Here is a 15,938-nt window from a genome sequence, read left to right as displayed (position 1 = left end):
ACGTTGACTATTCGGTGGGTTCTTCCGAAGACGAATGCGAGTACTGCCTTTCGGGGCGTGGAAAGCGTGAGTCGGGTGGAGGGGTCCGCCGGGCACGTTGTTGGGTCCTGAGGGAACGGGCCCGGCCCTACTAGCCAGTCGTGGCTGGTGGGGCTGGTCTGTTGTCTCGGGAAGGTTCCGATCCTCGGACGGTCCTCGAACCGCCGGTCTTCATGGCTGGTAGGCGTCGATCTTCAGGTCCGTGGGAATCGGTTGTTGTTTGAGAACTGCACAGTGGACGCGAGCATCTGTGGCCAAGTTGTTAAGGGCGCACGGTGGATGCCTAGGTACCAGGAACCGATGAAGGACGTGGGAGGCCGCGATAGGCCCCGGGGAGCTGTCAACCGAGCTGTGATCCGGGGGTGTCCGAATGGGGAAACCCGGCAGTCGTCATGGGCTGTCACCCGCACCTGAATATATAGGGTGTGTGGAGGGAACGCGGGGAAGTGAAACATCTCAGTACCCGCAGGAAGAGAAAACAACCGTGATTCCGAGAGTAGTGGCGAGCGAAATCGGATGAGGCTAAACCGGTCACGTGTGATACCCGGCAGGGGTTGCGTGATCGGGGTCGTGGGAGTGTGCTTGATCGGTCTGCCGGCCGGTCGGCGAGTCAGAAACCGTATGTGTAGTCGAAGGACATGCGAAAGGTCCGGCGTAGAGGGTAAGACCCCCGTAGACGAAACATGTACGGCTTGCTTGCGCATTTCCCAAGTAGCACGGGGCCCGAGAAATCCCGTGTGAATCCGGCGGGACCACCCGCCAAGCCTAAATATTCCCTGGTGACCGATAGCGGACTAGTACCGTGAGGGAAAGGTGAAAAGTACCCCGGGAGGGGAGTGAAATAGTACCTGAAACCGTGTGCCTACAAGCCGTGGGAGCGTCGTCATCCGCGCTTGTCGTGTGGTGGCCGTGACTGCGTGCCTTTTGAAGAATGAGCCTGCGAGTTTGCGGTGTGTGGCGAGGTTAACCCGTGTGGGGTAGCCGTAGCGAAAGCGAGTCCGAACAGGGCGATTGAGTCGCGCGCCCAAGACCCGAAGCGGAGTGATCTAGCCATGGGCAGGGTGAAGCGCGGGTAAGACCGTGTGGAGGCCCGAACCCACCAGGGTTGAAAACCTGGGGGATGACCTGTGGTTAGGGGTGAAAGGCCAATCAAACTCCGTGATAGCTGGTTCTCCCCGAAATGCATTTAGGTGCAGCGTCGTGTGTTTCTTGCCGGAGGTAGAGCACTGGATTGTTGATGGGCCTCACCAGGTTACTGAGATAAGCCAAACTCCGAATGCCGGTAAGTGAGAGCGCGGCAGTGAGACTGCGGGGGATAAGCTCCGTGGTCGAGAGGGAAACAGCCCAGAGCACCGACTAAGGCCCCCAAGCGTGCGCTAAGTGGGAAAGGATGTGGAGTCGCAGAGACAACCAGGAGGTTGGCTTAGAAGCAGCCACCCTTGAAAGAGTGCGTAATAGCTCACTGGTCAAGTGATTCCGCGCCGATAATGTAGCGGGGCTCAAGCGCACCGCCGAAGTCGTGTCATTCGTATGTTAGCCAAGCCTTCGTGGTTCAGGTGTACGGATGGGTAGGGGAGCGTCGTGCAGCGAGTGAAGTCGCGGTGGAAACCAGTGGTGGACGCTGCACGAGTGAGAATGCAGGCATGAGTAGCGAATCACACGTGGGAAACGTGTGCGCCGGATGACCAAGGGTTCCTGGGGCAGGCTAATCCGCCCAGGGTAAGTCGGGACCTAAGGCGAGGCCGACAGGCGTAGTCGATGGACAACGGGTTGATATTCCCGTACCCGCTACGATGCGCCAGCGCTGAACCTCGTGATGTTAAGGCCGTGAAGCCGCCGGGATCCTTCGGGTGATCGGATGGGTGGAGCCGCCGAACCAATCGGGTAGTAGGTGAGCGATGGGGTGACGCAGGAAGGTAGTCCAGCCCGGGCGGTGGTAGTCCCGGGGTAAGGGTGTAGGGCGTCGTGTAGGCAAATCCGCACGACATATAGCCTGAGACCTGATGCCGACCCGATTGTGGGGAAGTGGATGATCCTATGCTGCCGAGAAAAGCCTCTAGCGAGTGTCGTGGCGGCCCGTACCCCAAACCGACTCAGGTGGTCAGGTAGAGAATACCAAGGCGTTCGGGTGAACTGTGGTTAAGGAACTCGGCAAAATGCCCCCGTAACTTCGGGAGAAGGGGGGCCATTGTTGGTGATCCCTCTTGCAGGGTGAGCTGGTGGTGGCCGCAGAGACCAGCGAGAAGCGACTGTTTACTAAAAACACAGGTCCGTGCGAAGTCGTAAGACGATGTATACGGACTGACGCCTGCCCGGTGCTGGAACGTTAAGGGGACCGGTTAGCTCTTCGGGGCGAGGCTGAGAACTTAAGCGCCAGTAAACGGCGGTGGTAACTATAACCATCCTAAGGTAGCGAAATTCCTTGTCGGGTAAGTTCCGACCTGCACGAATGGCGTAACGACTTCTCGACTGTCTCAACCACAGGCCCGGTGAAATTGCACTACGAGTAAAGATGCTCGTTTCGCGCAGCAGGACGGAAAGACCCCGGGACCTTTACTATAGTTTGATATTGGTGTTCGGTTCGGCTTGTGTAGGATAGGTGGGAGACTGTGAAGCCGTGACGCCAGTCATGGTGGAGTCGTCGTTGAAATACCACTCTGGTCGTGCTGGATGTCTAACCTGGGTCCGTGATCCGGATCAGGGACAGTGTCTGATGGGTAGTTTAACTGGGGCGGTTGCCTCCTAAAGGGTAACGGAGGCGCCCAAAGGTTCCCTCATCCTGGTTGGCAATCAGGTGTCGAGTGTAAGTGCACAAGGGAGCTTGACTGTGAGACCGACGGGTCGAGCAGGTGCGAAAGCAGGGACTAGTGATCCGGCGGTGGCTTGTGGAAGCGCCGTCGCTCAACGGATAAAAGGTACCCCGGGGATAACAGGCTGATCTTCCCCAAGAGTCCATATCGACGGGATGGTTTGGCACCTCGATGTCGGCTCGTCGCATCCTGGGGCTGGAGTAGGTCCCAAGGGTTGGGCTGTTCGCCCATTAAAGCGGTACGCGAGCTGGGTTTAGAACGTCGTGAGACAGTTCGGTCCCTATCCGCTGTGCGCGTAGGAGTCTTGAGAAGGGCTGTCCCTAGTACGAGAGGACCGGGACGGACGAACCTCTGGTGTGCCAGTTGTTCTGCCAAGGGCATGGCTGGTTGGCTACGTTCGGGAGGGATAACCGCTGAAAGCATCTAAGCGGGAAGCTTGCTTCGAGATGAGGACTCCCACCAGCTTCGGTTGGGTAAGGCCCCCGAGAGACGATCGGGTTGATAGGCCGGGTGTGGAAGCCCTGTGAGGGGTGGAGCTGACCGGTACTAATAGGCCGAGGACTTGTCCTCAGTTGCTACGCGTCCACTGTGTGGTTCCCGAACCGCAATCGGTTTCGGGGAACCTGTTTGATAATTGAATCACCGCATGTGATTTCTGGTTCACCGAGTAGCCCTGTTTTGTGGGTTCGATGGTTTTCCGGTGGTCTTGGCGGAGAGGAAACGCCCGGTCTCATTCCGAACCCGGAAGCTAAGCTCTCCAGCGCCGATGGTACTGCACTCGAAGGGGTGTGGGAGAGTAGGACGCCGCCGGAATTTACGTGTGAAAGGCCCGTCCCGAAAGGGACGGGCCTTTTGCGTTTTCCGGATGCCGTTCCATTTCCGGCGGGCGTTGCACTTTTGGCTGCGGGTGGCCGGCGCGGGGTTGATCCGAGTCGGTGGTGGGCCGCCGCCGGCGTGCGGGGCTCCGAGGCTCGAAGCTCGTGTTGCTCACCGAAAACCGGCCGGCAGCAGGGGCGGGAGGGCGCTCGGGGCGAGTCGTCCGAAGAGACTTCCCGGGTGGGTCGGGCGTTTCCCGCATGCGTTGCGCTCTTGGTTGCGTGGGCCGGTCCGGGGCTGGTCAGAGTCGGTGGTGGGCCGCCGCCGGCGTGCGGGGCTCCAAGACCCGGGCCTCGCGACGAGACGGGCGCCTTGCTCACCGGAAAACCGGGCTGGCAGCAGCGGGGAGGGAGGGGGGTCGGGTCGAGTCCGCCGGCGAGGCTTCCCGAGTGGGTCGGGCGGGGCATTTCGAGGTGCGGTGGATGTGTGGGCGGCGAGAGTTCACGAAACCGGATCGTGTGGGGTGGCGTGGCCTCGGTGTGAGGGAAAACCGCAGGTCAGTGCGGAGTGGGAGGGTTTGAGGCGTCTCGGGATCCGGTTTCGGCGCCCGCTGGGCACTTTTCGGTCTCCTCGACGGCCTCTGTGGGGTTGCAGCGCCGGAAGTCGGCTGCGAGTGGGCGGTTCTGGTCTCTCCAGCGGCGTTGAGGAGGTCGGAGCGCACGAAACCGGCACTCGACGCCCGACTTTCCGCCCCGACACCACAAAACCGCAGGTCATTGAAGCTCGAAGCCCACACCCACCCGCCGAGATCCGGTTTCGAACCCCCACCTCTCCTCAACGCCCCCAACCCACTCGGGAAGGCTCGCCGGCGGACTCGACCCGAGCCCCCTCCCGCTCCCCGCTGCCGGCCGGTTTTCGCCGAGCGAGGCGCCCGTCTTGCCGCGAATTCTCCGTCTCGGAGCCCCGCACGCCGGCGGCGGCCCACCCGCCGACTCTGACCAGCCCCGGACCGGACAGCCGCAACCAGAAGCGCAACGCACGGCGAGAACGCCCGACCCATCCGGGAAGGCTCCCCGGTGTACTCGACCCGAGCCCCCACCCGCTCCCTCGCTGCCGGCCCGGTTTTCCGGTGAGCAAGGCGCCCGTCTCGTCGCGAGGCCCGGGTCTCGGAGCCCCGCACGCTGGCGGCGGCCCACCACCGACTCTGACCAGCCCCGGACCGGACAGCCGCAACCAGAAGCGCAACGCGCGCCGGGAACGCCCAACCCACTCGGGAAGGCTCGCCGGCGGACTCGACCCGAGCCCCCACCCGCTCCCCCGCTGCTAGCCCGGTTTTCCGGTGAGCAACGCGTCCGCCTCGTCGGGAATCCTCCGTCTCGGAGCCCCGCACGCTGGCGGCGGCCCACCCGCCGACTCTGACCAGCCCCGAACCGGCCCACGCAACCAGAAGCGCAACGCGCGCCGGGAACGCCCGACCCACCCGGGAAGGCTCACCGGCGGACTCGACCCGAGCCCCCACCCGCTCCCCCGCTGCCAGCCCGGTTTTCCGGTGAGCAACGCGCCCGCCCCGTCGGGAACCCTCCGTCTCGGAGCCCCGCACGCTGGCGGCGGCCCACCCGCCGACTCTGACCAGCCCCGCACCGGACAGCCGCAACCACAGCCGCAACGCACGTCGGAAAGGGGCACGCCAACGTCGAGGTCGGTGCCGGGCTTTTCATCTCCGCCGGTACCGCCAAGACGCATGTGGCGAACGTCCAGGCCAGGTTGGGTGTGCGCAACCGGGTCGGGGTCGCCGCCCGGGTGGGCGAACGGACACGTTGCCCCGGGGGGTAGCGGTGACGGCTGTGCCCTGGCTCCGGGCTTCTACAACCGGCCCGCCAGCTTCAGCGCCAGGTACATGTCCGTGACCGCCGACGCCAGTTCGCTCGGCGGGGCGTCCACCACCGTGACGTTTCGGCGGCGGAGTTCGGCGGCCGTGGTGCGGCGTTCGGCCAACTCCTTTTCGGCGGCGGCGGCTTCGTAGACGGCGGTCGCGTCGCCTCGGTGGGCGGCCATGCGGGTGATCGCCGGGTCGGCGACCGCTGCCACGATCACCTCGTGGCGGGCGGCCAGTTGCGGGAGTACCGGCAGGATGCCCTCCTGGACCGCCTCGCGTTCCAGGCCGGTCATCAGCACGATCAGTGAGCGGCGCGGGGAGCGGCGGAGGATTTCCGCGGCCAGGCCCCGGGCGTCGGGTTCGACCAACTCCGGTTCCAGCGTGGCCATCGCCTGGACGAAGGCGGGGAGTATCCCGTTGCGGGGCGCGCGGCGGACCTCGGCGCGGACCCGGCGGTCGTAGGCGAGCAGGTCGACCCGGTCGCCCGCGTGGTTGGCCACCGCCGTCAGCAGCAGGGTCGCGTCCATCGCGGCGTCCAGGCGCGGGATGTCGCCGATCCGGCCCGCGGAGGTGCGGCCGGTGTCCAGGACGACCAAAATGTGCCGGTCGCGTTCCGGGCGCCATGTGCGCACCACGACGCCCTGGTTGCGGGCGGAGGCGCGCCAGTCGATCGACTTCGCGTCGTCGCCGGGCACGTACTCGCGGAGCGTGTCGAATTCGGTGCCGGCGCCCCGGGTGAGCAGGGCCGAGCGGCCGTCGAGTTCGCGCAGCCGTTCAAGCTTGGAGGGGAGCAGGCGGCGGCTGGGGAAACCGGGCAGGACGCGCAGGCGCCACGGCACCAGGTGCGAGCCTTGGCGGGCGGCCAGGCCGAGTGGGCCGACGGAGCGCACGGTGACCCGGTGGGCGTGCCGGTCGCCGCGGCGGGTCGGGGTCATCGTGGTGGTGACTCGGCGGCGTTCGCCGGCGGGTACGGCCAGGTCGTGCCGCTGCGTGGTGGTGCCGGTGCTCGGCGGCCAGGCGTCGCGCAGTCGGCCGCGCAGCGCCCGGGTGCCGGGGTTGGTCACGGTCAGCGTCACCTCGGCGGGTTCGCCGAGGCGGACCGCGGTGTCGCCGGCGCGGGTGAAGGTCAGGTCGCGGACGCCGGCGGCGAGCAGCAGGTCGGTGAGTACGCCGAGCAGGAGCAGGCCCTCGACCACGGCTAGGCCGAGCAGCGAGGGCAGCAGCAGGCCGACCACCAATACGCCGATTGCCGCGGCCAGTACGGCGCGTCCGGTCAGGGCCATCGGCGGTTAACGCGGGACCGGGGTGTGGGCCAGTACGGAGTCGATCACCACGTCGGGGGTCACGCCCTCCATCTCGGCCTCGGCGCGCAGCCGTACCCGGTGTCGCAGCGCCGGGCGGGCCAGCGCCTTGACGTCGTCGGGGGTGACGTAGTCCCGGCCGGCGAGCCAGGCCCACGCGCGGGCGGCGGCGAGCAGCGCGGTGGCGCCGCGCGGGGAGACGCCCATGGCCAGCGACGGGGAGGTGCGGGTGGCCCGGCAGACGTCGACGACGTAGGCCAGCACCTCCGGCTCGACGCGCAGCTCGGCGACCGCCCGGCGGCCCGCGGCCAGATCGTCGGCGCCCGCCACCGGTCGGACACCCGCGGCGGCGAGGTCGCGCGGGTCGAAGCCCTCCGCGTGTCGGCGCAACACGCTGATCTCGTCGTCGCGTTCGGGCAGCGGCAGGGTGAGCTTGAGCAGGAACCGGTCCAACTGGGCCTCGGGCAGCGGGTAGGTGCCCTCGTACTCGATCGGGTTCTGCGTCGCGGCGACCAGGAACGGGTCGGGCAGCGGGCGCGTGGTGCCGTCGACCGAGACCTGCCGCTCCTCCATCGCCTCCAGGAGCGCGGCCTGGGTCTTGGGCGGGGTGCGGTTGATCTCGTCGGCGAGCAGCAGATTGGTGAACACCGGGCCCTCGCGGAACGAGAACGCGGCGGTGCGCGCGTCGTAGACCATCGAGCCGGTGACGTCGCCCGGCATCAGGTCCGGGGTGAACTGCACGCGGGTGGTGGTCAGTTCCAGGCTGCGGGCGAGGGCGCGCACCATCAGCGTCTTGGCCACGCCGGGTACGCCCTCCAGGAGCACGTGGCCCCGGCACAGCAGGGCGATCACCAGGCCGGTGACGGCGGCGTCCTGGCCGACCACGGCCTTGCCGATCTCGCCGCGCAGGGCTTCGAGGGCGTCGCGCGCCCCGCGGGTCTGCTCGGGTGCGCTCACGTCGTGCGTACCTGCCTTATCAGCGCGTCGAGGTCGGCGGACAGGGTGACGAGGGCCTCGTCGTTCTCCGGGATCGCACCGTACAACAGGGCGTGCACGTGTGCGGACGTGTGGTCGGTGCGGGCGGTGATCGCCGCGATCAGCGCGGCCTCGCCGGTGTCGGCGCCGAGCAGGCGCGCGAGGCGTTCGCGGGCGGCGGCGCGGAGCAGTTCGGCGGCGGTGTCCCGGGCCCGGCCGCGGCGGTACAGCCGGGCGCGGCCCTCGACGGTCTCGGCGGCGCGGACCACGACCGGCAGTGGTTCGGCCACGACCGGGCCGAGCCGGCGGGCCCGCCACAGCGTGAGCAGGACGGCGGCGACGGCCAGTTGGGCCGCGCCCCAGCGCCAGCCGGCGGGGAGCAGGTCCCACAACGAGTCGTCGGCGGGCGGGAGTTCGCCGCTGCCGGGCAGGTACCAGACCAGGCGCGGGTGGGCGCCGAGCAGGTTCAGGGCCAGTGCGGCGTTGCCGTGGGCGTCCAGGCGGTCGTTGGTGAGCAGGCTGCCGGAGCCGAGCACGACCGTGTCCCGGCCGGGACCGGCCGGGACGAGCACCAGGGTGGGCAGCCCCGCGTACGGGTAGCAGCCGGTGGCGGCGGGGAACGGGCCGATGTCGAAGCGCCCGCCGCCGACGTCGGCGCTGCCCGCGCGTTGCGCCGCCGGGAGCCGGCAGTCCGGATCCAGCTCGCGGCCGGAGGTGTCGTGGGCGGTGCGTACGCCGGGGGCCAGGGCGTCGAGCGCGGCCTCGTCGGGGCGGATCAGCACGGTGCGGGCCGGCGCGGCGGCGGCGAGGCGGGCCAGGTGCGCGTCGGTGAGCAGGTCGGGGTAGGCCACCACGAGCGTGGTGTCGGGGCGGATCGCGCGCTCCGCCGCGTCGGCCGAGCGGACCAGTTCCACCTCGACGCCTCGGGCACGCAGCAGTTGGGCCACCGCCTTGCTGCCGGCCTTGCCGGTCGAGCGCGGGTCCAGGCGGCCCTCGTGGCGGTCGCCCTGGATCAGCACGAGGGCGGAGACGACGATCACCACGAGGGCGACCAGCGCCAGCGGGAGGCGCAGGCGGCGCCAGGTCTGCTCGGCGGTGCGGCCGAGGGGGGTGGGAGCGGGCAGGGTGGGGCCGGATGCGGCCGTACCCAACGTGCCCAAGGTGCCCGAGCCGTCCGGCGCGGGGAAGTCCGGTGCCGCGGGGCCGGGTGCGCCGGGGCCCGCCGGGTCGGCGCTCATCCGGGGACCCGTTCGGCGGCGCGCGGACGGGCGGCGGCGCAGCGGGAGTCGAGGGCGCGCAACCGGTCGTCCAGGGACCGGTCGGCGGTCCGGCCGCCGTAGTGCACGTCGTCGAAGATCGCCGCCGCGGCGCGCAGGTCCGCGGCGACCTCGGGCAGCACCCGGCCGCCCTCGACGGCGGCCTCGTCGGCGGTGCGGCCCGGGCGTACGTCCAGCACGGCGCGTTCCTCCAGGTCCCGCACGATCGCCCGGAAACGTTCCCGGACCGCCTCGTCCCAGCGGCCGGCCGCGGCGTGCGCGTCGGCCGCCGCGCGGTGCCGGGCGGCCGGCATCGGGCCCTGCTCGCCGTACAGCGGCAACTCGGCACGCCGGGCCGCGCGCAGGGGCCCGAGCCGCAGCCGCAGCAGGACGAGCGCGCCGATCAGCACGAGCACGATCACCGCGAGGCCGGTGAAGCCGCCCGGGGTGTTGTCGCCCGCCCGGGAGACCAGGTCGCCGAGGCGGTCGAAAAGCCAGTCCAGGATCCGGCGCACGGGATGGGGGTCGTCGCGGTGGTACTCGACCCGGGACAGCTCGTCCCGGGCGGCATCCCGCGCGTCGTCGCGCGGGATGTCCACCGGTTCCCAGTCCCGGGGCAGGAGCGGGAGCGCGAGCGCGAGTCGGGTCACGCGGGCGTGGGTCCCGCGGCCGACCCGGTGCCGGTCTCCCCGTCCAGGACGCCGGCCGCGCGGGCGAGTTCGAGGTCGAGCGCCTCGCGGCGGATGCGCTGGTCGATGTACAGCAGCGCGGTCGCGCCGGCGGCGAACGGGTACAGCAGCGCGGAGGCGATCACCGCGCCGATGCCGGTGATCAGCAGGTCGACGAACGTGGGGTCGGGGATGTCGGACGCCTTGGAGGCGGTGATCGCCGTGAAGCCGTCGGAGACGAGCAGGAACGGCGTCTGGATGATGCCGCCGACGATCGCCATGATCAGCCAGATCAGCAGCAGGATGCCGCACACGCGCCACCACGAGCCGGTGACGAGCTTGCGCGAGCGCTCCAGGGCCTTGCGGACCGTCTGCTTCTCCAGCATCAGGACGGGGCCGGCGAGGGTCAGGCAGACGTACAGGTAGATCGCCGCGACCACGCCGCCGATCAGGCCGGGGAGCAGCAGCAGCGCGCCGAGCCCGTCGGCGCCGACGGCCAGCAGGGCCAGACCCGGCAGCATCGCCACGAGCATCGTGCCGACCGGGACCAGCCAGGTCGCGAAGGTGACCCCGAGCAGGCGCGGCAGCAGCGGGCGGACCGCCTTCCATGCCTGCGCCGCCGACATGGACTTGGCGATCACCGCGCGGCTGACCACGACGGTGAGCATCCCGGTGGCGGCGATCTGGCCGAGGGTGGAGACCACGATCGGCACGATCACCAGGGCGGAGGTGTCACGCAGATAGCGCCACAGCTCCTCCCCGGTGGGGTCGTCGGAGAGGTCGTCGGGGGAGAACTCGCGGTTGAGCAGCCAGGTGGCCGGCACCTCGAGGCACTGGGTGAGCAGGGCGATCACGACGGCGATGCCGATCATGACCTTCCAGTGGGTGCGCATCGCGGCGAACGCGCCGTCCAGGATCTCGCCGACGCTCAGCGGGCGCAGCGGGATCACGCCGGGCTTGGCGGCCTGGACGTAGGGGCCGTTCCAGCCGGGGGGCGCGCCCCAGAGGGGCTGGGTGCCGCCCCAGCGCGGGTCGGATGCGGCGCCGGGGTGATCGGCGCCCTGGTGCGGGGGTCCCCAGCCGGCGGCCGGGCCCTGGTGCGGCGGCCCCCAACCGGCGGCGGGGGGCTGGACCGGCGCCCAGCCCGGTGCGGGGGCCTGCGGCGCGGGCCGGTCGGACTCCCGGCGGGCGGGCTTGTCGAGCGAGGTCGGCTTGTCCGGGGCGACCGGGCCGTCCGATGCGGCGCGATCGTCCGCGGCCTCCGACCGGTCCGAGGGGGCGGGACCGTTCGCCTCGACCGGCCCGTCCGAGGACGCGGCCCCGCCCGAGGGGGTCGGCTCGGGGGTGGTCGGCCCATCCGCGGCCGCCTCCCGCTCCGCGGCCGTCGTGTCGGCCGGGGGCGACGGCGGCGCCGGCTCGACTGCCGGCGGCGCGGGCTCGGGCTCGGGCGCGGATCGGTCGGGTGACGTGGCGTCGTCCGCCGGGCGTGCTGCGTCCGGCCCCGGGGCGTCCGGGGTGGGCCGGCGGGGCGAGTCCGTCATGTCGATTGCGCTCCTCGTCCTGATGGGTGGTGACTCATCGTGGCATGCCCGTGTGGCCCCTTGGTGAACGGGCGGCCGGCGGATCCGAACGACGGGCCGGGCGGGCCGGCCGGGTGGACAACGACGGGCGCCCGGTCACATGTTCCGGATGTTGCCCGGCGCCGGCCGCGAGGGTCGTGTCGATGGCCCGAAACGTCCGTTGCGTGCCCGGTCGGGACGGCGTACCTTCCGGCATTCGGGGTGACTCCGCACTCCCCGGGAGTGCCAATCGTCAGAGAAAAGTACGTTTTGTCACCCGAGGACGCGGCCGGAATCGGTCGGATGAGTGCAGGTCACAATCCGGTAATGCGACGATGAGGCACATGAAGGGACGCGTCCTCATCGTTGACGACGACACCGCACTGTCCGAGATGCTCGGCATCGTGCTGCGTGGCGAAGGGTTCGAGCCGTCGTTCGTGGCGGACGGCGACAAGGCACTCCAGGCATTCCGGGACGTCAAACCGGACCTGGTGCTGCTGGACCTGATGCTGCCCGGCCGCGACGGCATCGACGTCTGCCGCCAGATCCGTGCCGAGTCCGGCGTGCCGATCGTGATGCTCACCGCCAAGAGCGACACGGTCGACGTCGTGGTCGGCCTGGAGTCCGGAGCAGACGACTATGTGATCAAACCGTTCAAGCCCAAGGAGCTTGTCGCTCGTGTGCGGGCCCGCCTGCGCAGAGCCGAGGAACCCACCCCGGAGCAACTGGTGATCGGCGATCTGGTGATCGACGTGGCCGGCCATGCCGTGAAGCGGGACGGGCAGAACATCGCACTGACCCCGCTGGAGTTCGACCTCCTTGTCGCACTCGCCCGCAAGCCCTGGCAGGTGTTCACCCGCGAGGTACTGCTCGAACAGGTCTGGGGATACCGACACGCGGCCGACACCCGCCTGGTGAACGTCCACGTCCAGCGGCTGCGCTCGAAGATCGAGCGTGACCCCGAGCGTCCGGAGACGGTGGTCACGGTGCGCGGGGTCGGCTACAAGGCGGGACCGGCCTGACCTTGAGATCGTCCCGGTGAGCACCGCACAGCGGTCGCCCTCCCCGTCGGCCTGGTCCCTCGCCCTGCGTCGTGTGCGCGGCGGCGTGGGCCGGGTCATGGCGCTGTGGAACAGATCGATCCAGTTCCGCGTCGTGGCCACCACCCTCGTGCTGTCCGTCGCCGTCACGGTGCTGCTCGGCGTGGTGGTGGTCGGCCAGGTCCGCAACGGCCTGCTCGACGCGAAGGTGGCCTCCGCCCGGTCCCAGGCCCAGGGCGGCTTCGCCGATGCCCGCGCGCAGGCCGACGAGATCGCCACCAGCCCGGGCCGGCACGTCCAGGTGCCCACCGGCATGCCCGCCGGCACGCCGGTCGGCGGCAACCGGGTGAACACCGGCGACTGGCTCAACGCGCTGGTCAAGCAGCTCTCCAGCGGCGGCCAGGGGGTGTACGACGTGGCCGCGACCAGTCAGGACACGGTGGACAGCCCACCCGGGTCCGGCCGCAGCCCCCGCGCGTCCGGCGACGTGGTCCCCGACGACAGCGTGCCGGCCGAACTGCGCCGCGAGGTCGGCCTCAAACACGGGGTGGCGCTGCTCCAGTACACCCAGATCGTGCGCGAGGCCCAGCACGGCGAGGGCCCGGCGGAGACCACCCGCGAGGCCGGCCTGGTGGTCGGCGCCCAGTTGGAGGACCCCGACGGCGGCTCGTACCAGCTGTACTACTTCTTCTCCTTCGGTCCCGAGGAGAAGACCCTGGGCCTGGTGCGCAGCACGCTGGCCACCGCCGGGGTCTTCCTCGTGCTGCTCCTGGTGGCGATCGCGGCGCTGGTGACCCGGTGGGTGGTCACCCCGGTGCGGATGGCGGCCCGGATCGCCGAGCGGTTGGCGGCGGGCCGGCTGGAGGAGCGGATGCGGGTGGTCGGCGCGGACGACCTGGCCCGGCTGGGCTCGTCGTTCAACAAGATGGCGTCCAACCTGCAGAACCAGATCAGACAGCTGGAGGAGTTGTCCCGGGTGCAGCGCCGGTTCGTCTCCGATGTCTCGCACGAACTGCGTACTCCGCTGACCACCGTGCGGATGGCCGCCGACGTGCTGCACGAGGCGCGTGAGGACTTCGACCCGGCCACCCGGCGCTCGGCCGAGCTGCTGCAGAACCAGCTGGACCGGTTCGAGGCGCTGCTGTCGGACCTGTTGGAGATCAGCCGGTTCGACGCGGGCGCGGCGGTGCTCGACGCCGAGCCGGTGGACCTGCGCGACCTGGTGCGTCGGGTGGTCGAGGGCGCCGAGCCGCTGGCCGAGCGGCGTGGCAGCCGGCTCGTCGTGCGCGTGCCGGACAAGCCGTGCGTGGCCGAGGTCGATCCCCGGCGGATCGACCGGGTGCTGCGCAATCTGGTGGTCAACGCGATCGAGCACGGCGAGGGGCACGACGTGGTGGTCACCGTCGCCGCCGGGGAGGACTCGGTCGCGGTGGCCGTGCGCGACTACGGCGTGGGCCTCAAGCCCGGCGAGTCCTCGCTGGTATTCGCCCGGTTCTGGCGGGCCGACCCGGCCAGGGCGCGGACCACCGGCGGCACCGGCCTGGGCCTGTCCATCGCGCTCGAGGACGCGCATCTGCACGGCGGCTGGCTCCAGGCCTGGGGCGAGCCGGGCGGCGGCTCGCAGTTCCGGCTGAGCCTGCCCAAGAACGCGGGCGGCGAGTTGGTGCGGTCCCCGCTGCCGTTGGAGCCCGAGGACTCGCGGGCCAATCGGGGCCTGGGGCCGGCGGGCTCGCCGTATCGGCGCGGCGTACGTACGGCCGGTTCCGCGGGAGGCAGTCGATGAGGCGGATCACCCCGTTCCTGGCCCTGGTGTGCGTGCTGTGCGCGCTCAGTGCGTGTGCGTCGATGCCGCACAGCGGCAGCGTGCGCGAGGCGGCCAAGGGCGGCACCAAGGACCAGGGCCCGGAGCAGCAGGTGCGGGTGTTCGCCGTGCCACCCAAGCCCGGCGAGCAGCCGCACGGCATGGTGGCCGGCTTCCTGGAGGCGGTCACCAGCGACGAACCCGACTACACCACCGCGCGCGCCTACCTGACCCCGGAGGCCCGGGCCAAGTGGGTGCCCACGCGCGAGATCGTGGTGCTCAACACGATCGCGAAGATCGAACTCGTGGCCGGCGCCGACGAGCGGACCTATCGGGCCGAGGTCTCCGGCACCCGGGTGGGCACCGTCGACAGCCGCAACGCCTACCAGCCCGAACAGCAGGCGGGCGCGCCCTACCTGGCCACCCTGCAACTGCGCCTGGGCACCGACAACCAGTGGCGGATCGCCGACCTGCCCGACGGGTTGATCCTGTCCAACGCCGAGTTCCACCGGATCTACCGGTCGGTCAACACGTACTGGTTCGCCACCTCGATGCCGCTGGGCCAGGACGTCCTGGTGCCCGATCCGGTTTATCTGCGCAGCAGGGTGGGGCTGACCTCGGCGCTGGTGCGGCAACTTGTGAACGGTCCCACCGACTGGCTGCGGCCGGTGGTGGAGACCGCCATCCCGGCCGGCACCGAGCCCGCCGACCGGGTGGTGTCGATCGAGGACAACCGCACCGCCCGGGTCCAGCTCAACCGGCAGGCCAGACTCGCGCAGGGCAAGAGCTGCGAGCGCATGGCCGCGCAACTGCTGTTCACGCTGCGCCAGGTATCGGGGGTGGACTCGGTCTCGATCACCGGCGGCGGTGCGCCGATGTGCCTGCTCTCCGACGACGACGCGGCGCACTACGACCCCGCGCGGGCGGCCAAGACGCCCGGCCCCACCGGCTACTTCATCGCCAAGGGCGGCATGGTCAACGTGGTGCCCGGCCCGAACGGCAACCCGCCGGCGCTGCCGGGACCCTTCGGCGACGGCACCTACAAGGTGGACCAGATCGCCGTCTCGCGGGACCAGTTCCGGCGCCGGATCGCGGGCATCGACACCGGCGGGCGCAAGTTGTGGGTCGGCGACGTGGACGGTCACGGCGAGGTCCAGGAGTGGCTGAACACCTCGCCCGGGTCGTTGTCGAGCCCGACCTGGGACGGCCGCGGCGTGTTGTGGGCGCTGGATCACACCAAGAACGCCGAGCAGGTGTTGGCACTGTACGAGGACGAGCGGCGCCAGGTCACCAAGGTCGCGGTCGACGTGGAGGGCATCACCGCGGCCCGGATCACCGACCTGCGGTTGTCCTCGGACGGCGTGCGCGCGGCGCTGGTGCTGAACACCGGGCAGGTGCTGGTCGGCCGGGTCGAGCGGCGCGTGAGCAACGGGTTGCCGGCCATCACCATCGCCGCGCCGCGTTCGGTGCTGCCCTCGCTGGTCGAGGTCAAGGCGATCTCGTGGAACGGTCCGGACCGGCTGGTGGTACTCGGCAAGGAGGGCCAGGGCGCGCTGCAGCCGCAGATCGTGGACATCGACGGCGGCATCTCGATCTCGGTCGCCTCGGTCAACGGCATGCTGCACATCGCCGCGCCGGACGGCGCCGACCAGCCGCTGCTCGCCGACTCCGGCGAGCAGAACATCTACCAGCTGTCCCAGGGCAACAACTGGATCAAGGTGCACAGCGGCACGTACCCGGTCTACCCGGGGTAGCGCCCCCGCCCGGGCCCGTGCGCCACGGCGCGCCATGACCGGA

At 70.1% G+C, this 15,938-nt stretch carries 9 protein-coding genes and 2 rRNA genes; 6 read left to right on the top strand and 5 right to left on the bottom strand.

Annotated elements, in window-relative coordinates; all coding sequences use genetic code 11:
• The first annotated feature begins 291 nt into the window (after window positions 1-291).
• The 3 genes from ACMXN5_RS11990 (at window position 292) to ACMXN5_RS11980 (ending at window position 5,498) form a co-directional block, all read left to right on the top strand.
• Window positions 292-3,419 (top strand): 23S ribosomal RNA (locus tag ACMXN5_RS11990).
• A gap of 126 nt (window positions 3,420-3,545) precedes the next feature.
• Window positions 3,546-3,662, top strand: a 5S ribosomal RNA gene (gene rrf, locus ACMXN5_RS11985).
• Between the two features lie 1,719 nt (window positions 3,663-5,381).
• Window positions 5,382-5,498, top strand: a complete 117-nt coding sequence (locus ACMXN5_RS11980) for a hypothetical protein (RefSeq protein WP_439677991.1) — start codon at window positions 5,382-5,384, stop codon at window positions 5,496-5,498.
• A gap of 30 nt (window positions 5,499-5,528) precedes the next feature.
• On the opposite strand, the gene ACMXN5_RS11975 is transcribed toward ACMXN5_RS11980, so the two are convergent.
• From ACMXN5_RS11975 to ACMXN5_RS11955, 5 genes are read right to left on the bottom strand one after another with little or no spacing between them, the layout of a single operon-like run.
• Window positions 5,529-6,824 (bottom strand): DUF58 domain-containing protein, encoded by a 1,296-nt coding sequence (locus ACMXN5_RS11975; protein ID WP_439675246.1) that lies wholly within the window; start codon window positions 6,822-6,824, stop codon window positions 5,529-5,531.
• Window positions 6,825-6,830: 6 nt separating this feature from the next.
• Window positions 6,831-7,799, bottom strand: a complete 969-nt coding sequence (locus tag ACMXN5_RS11970; protein WP_439675245.1) for an AAA family ATPase — start codon at window positions 7,797-7,799, stop codon at window positions 6,831-6,833.
• Window positions 7,796-9,055: a DUF4350 domain-containing protein gene (locus ACMXN5_RS11965; RefSeq protein ID WP_439675244.1), complete on the bottom strand. Its 1,260-nt coding sequence runs from the start codon at window positions 9,053-9,055 to the stop codon at window positions 7,796-7,798. The genes ACMXN5_RS11970 and ACMXN5_RS11965 overlap by 4 nt, the downstream gene beginning before the upstream one ends.
• Window positions 9,052-9,723, bottom strand: coding sequence for a DUF4129 domain-containing protein (locus ACMXN5_RS11960; protein ID WP_439675243.1), 672 nt, complete (start codon window positions 9,721-9,723; stop codon window positions 9,052-9,054). The genes ACMXN5_RS11965 and ACMXN5_RS11960 overlap by 4 nt, the downstream gene beginning before the upstream one ends.
• On the bottom strand, window positions 9,720-11,282 hold the full coding sequence (locus ACMXN5_RS11955) for a hypothetical protein (protein WP_439675242.1): 1,563 nt from the start codon (window positions 11,280-11,282) through the stop codon (window positions 9,720-9,722). Before ACMXN5_RS11955 ends, ACMXN5_RS11960 begins: the two co-directional genes overlap by 4 nt.
• Window positions 11,283-11,644: 362 nt before the next feature.
• Here ACMXN5_RS11955 and mtrA point away from each other — a divergent pair, with 362 nt between their 5' ends.
• From mtrA to ACMXN5_RS11940, 3 genes are read left to right on the top strand one after another with little or no spacing between them, the layout of a single operon-like run.
• The gene (mtrA, locus tag ACMXN5_RS11950) at window positions 11,645-12,322 is read left to right on the top strand and encodes an MtrAB system response regulator MtrA (RefSeq protein WP_026219725.1); all 678 of its coding nucleotides are present in this window, start codon (window positions 11,645-11,647) and stop codon (window positions 12,320-12,322) included.
• A gap of 16 nt (window positions 12,323-12,338) precedes the next feature.
• Complete coding sequence (gene mtrB / locus ACMXN5_RS11945) at window positions 12,339-14,123, top strand: MtrAB system histidine kinase MtrB (RefSeq protein WP_439675241.1); 1,785 nt, start codon at window positions 12,339-12,341, stop codon at window positions 14,121-14,123.
• The gene (locus tag ACMXN5_RS11940; RefSeq protein ID WP_439675240.1) at window positions 14,120-15,895 is read left to right on the top strand and encodes an LpqB family beta-propeller domain-containing protein; all 1,776 of its coding nucleotides are present in this window, start codon (window positions 14,120-14,122) and stop codon (window positions 15,893-15,895) included. Before mtrB ends, ACMXN5_RS11940 begins: the two co-directional genes overlap by 4 nt.
• Window positions 15,896-15,938 lie beyond the last annotated feature (43 nt).

The organism is Embleya australiensis (genome assembly GCF_051903075.1).
Classification (GTDB): Bacteria; Actinomycetota; Actinomycetes; order Streptomycetales; family Streptomycetaceae; genus Embleya.
Note: the sequence above shows the minus strand (reverse complement) of the source record. Positions and strands in the feature narration are given on the sequence as shown.

Bases quoted from the DNA above. Each gene is read 5' to 3' on its own strand.
- ACMXN5_RS11955 (WP_439675242.1), bottom strand. From the start codon at position 11,282: ATGACGGACTCGCCCCGCCGGCCCACCCCGGACGCCCCGGGGCCGGAC.
- ACMXN5_RS11940 (WP_439675240.1), top strand. From the start codon at position 14,120: ATGAGGCGGATCACCCCGTTCCTGGCCCTGGTGTGCGTGCTGTGCGCG.
- ACMXN5_RS11975 (WP_439675246.1), bottom strand. From the start codon at position 6,824: ATGGCCCTGACCGGACGCGCCGTACTGGCCGCGGCAATCGGCGTATTG.
- ACMXN5_RS11965 (WP_439675244.1), bottom strand. From the start codon at position 9,055: ATGAGCGCCGACCCGGCGGGCCCCGGCGCACCCGGCCCCGCGGCACCG.
- mtrA (WP_026219725.1), top strand. From the start codon at position 11,645: ATGAAGGGACGCGTCCTCATCGTTGACGACGACACCGCACTGTCCGAG.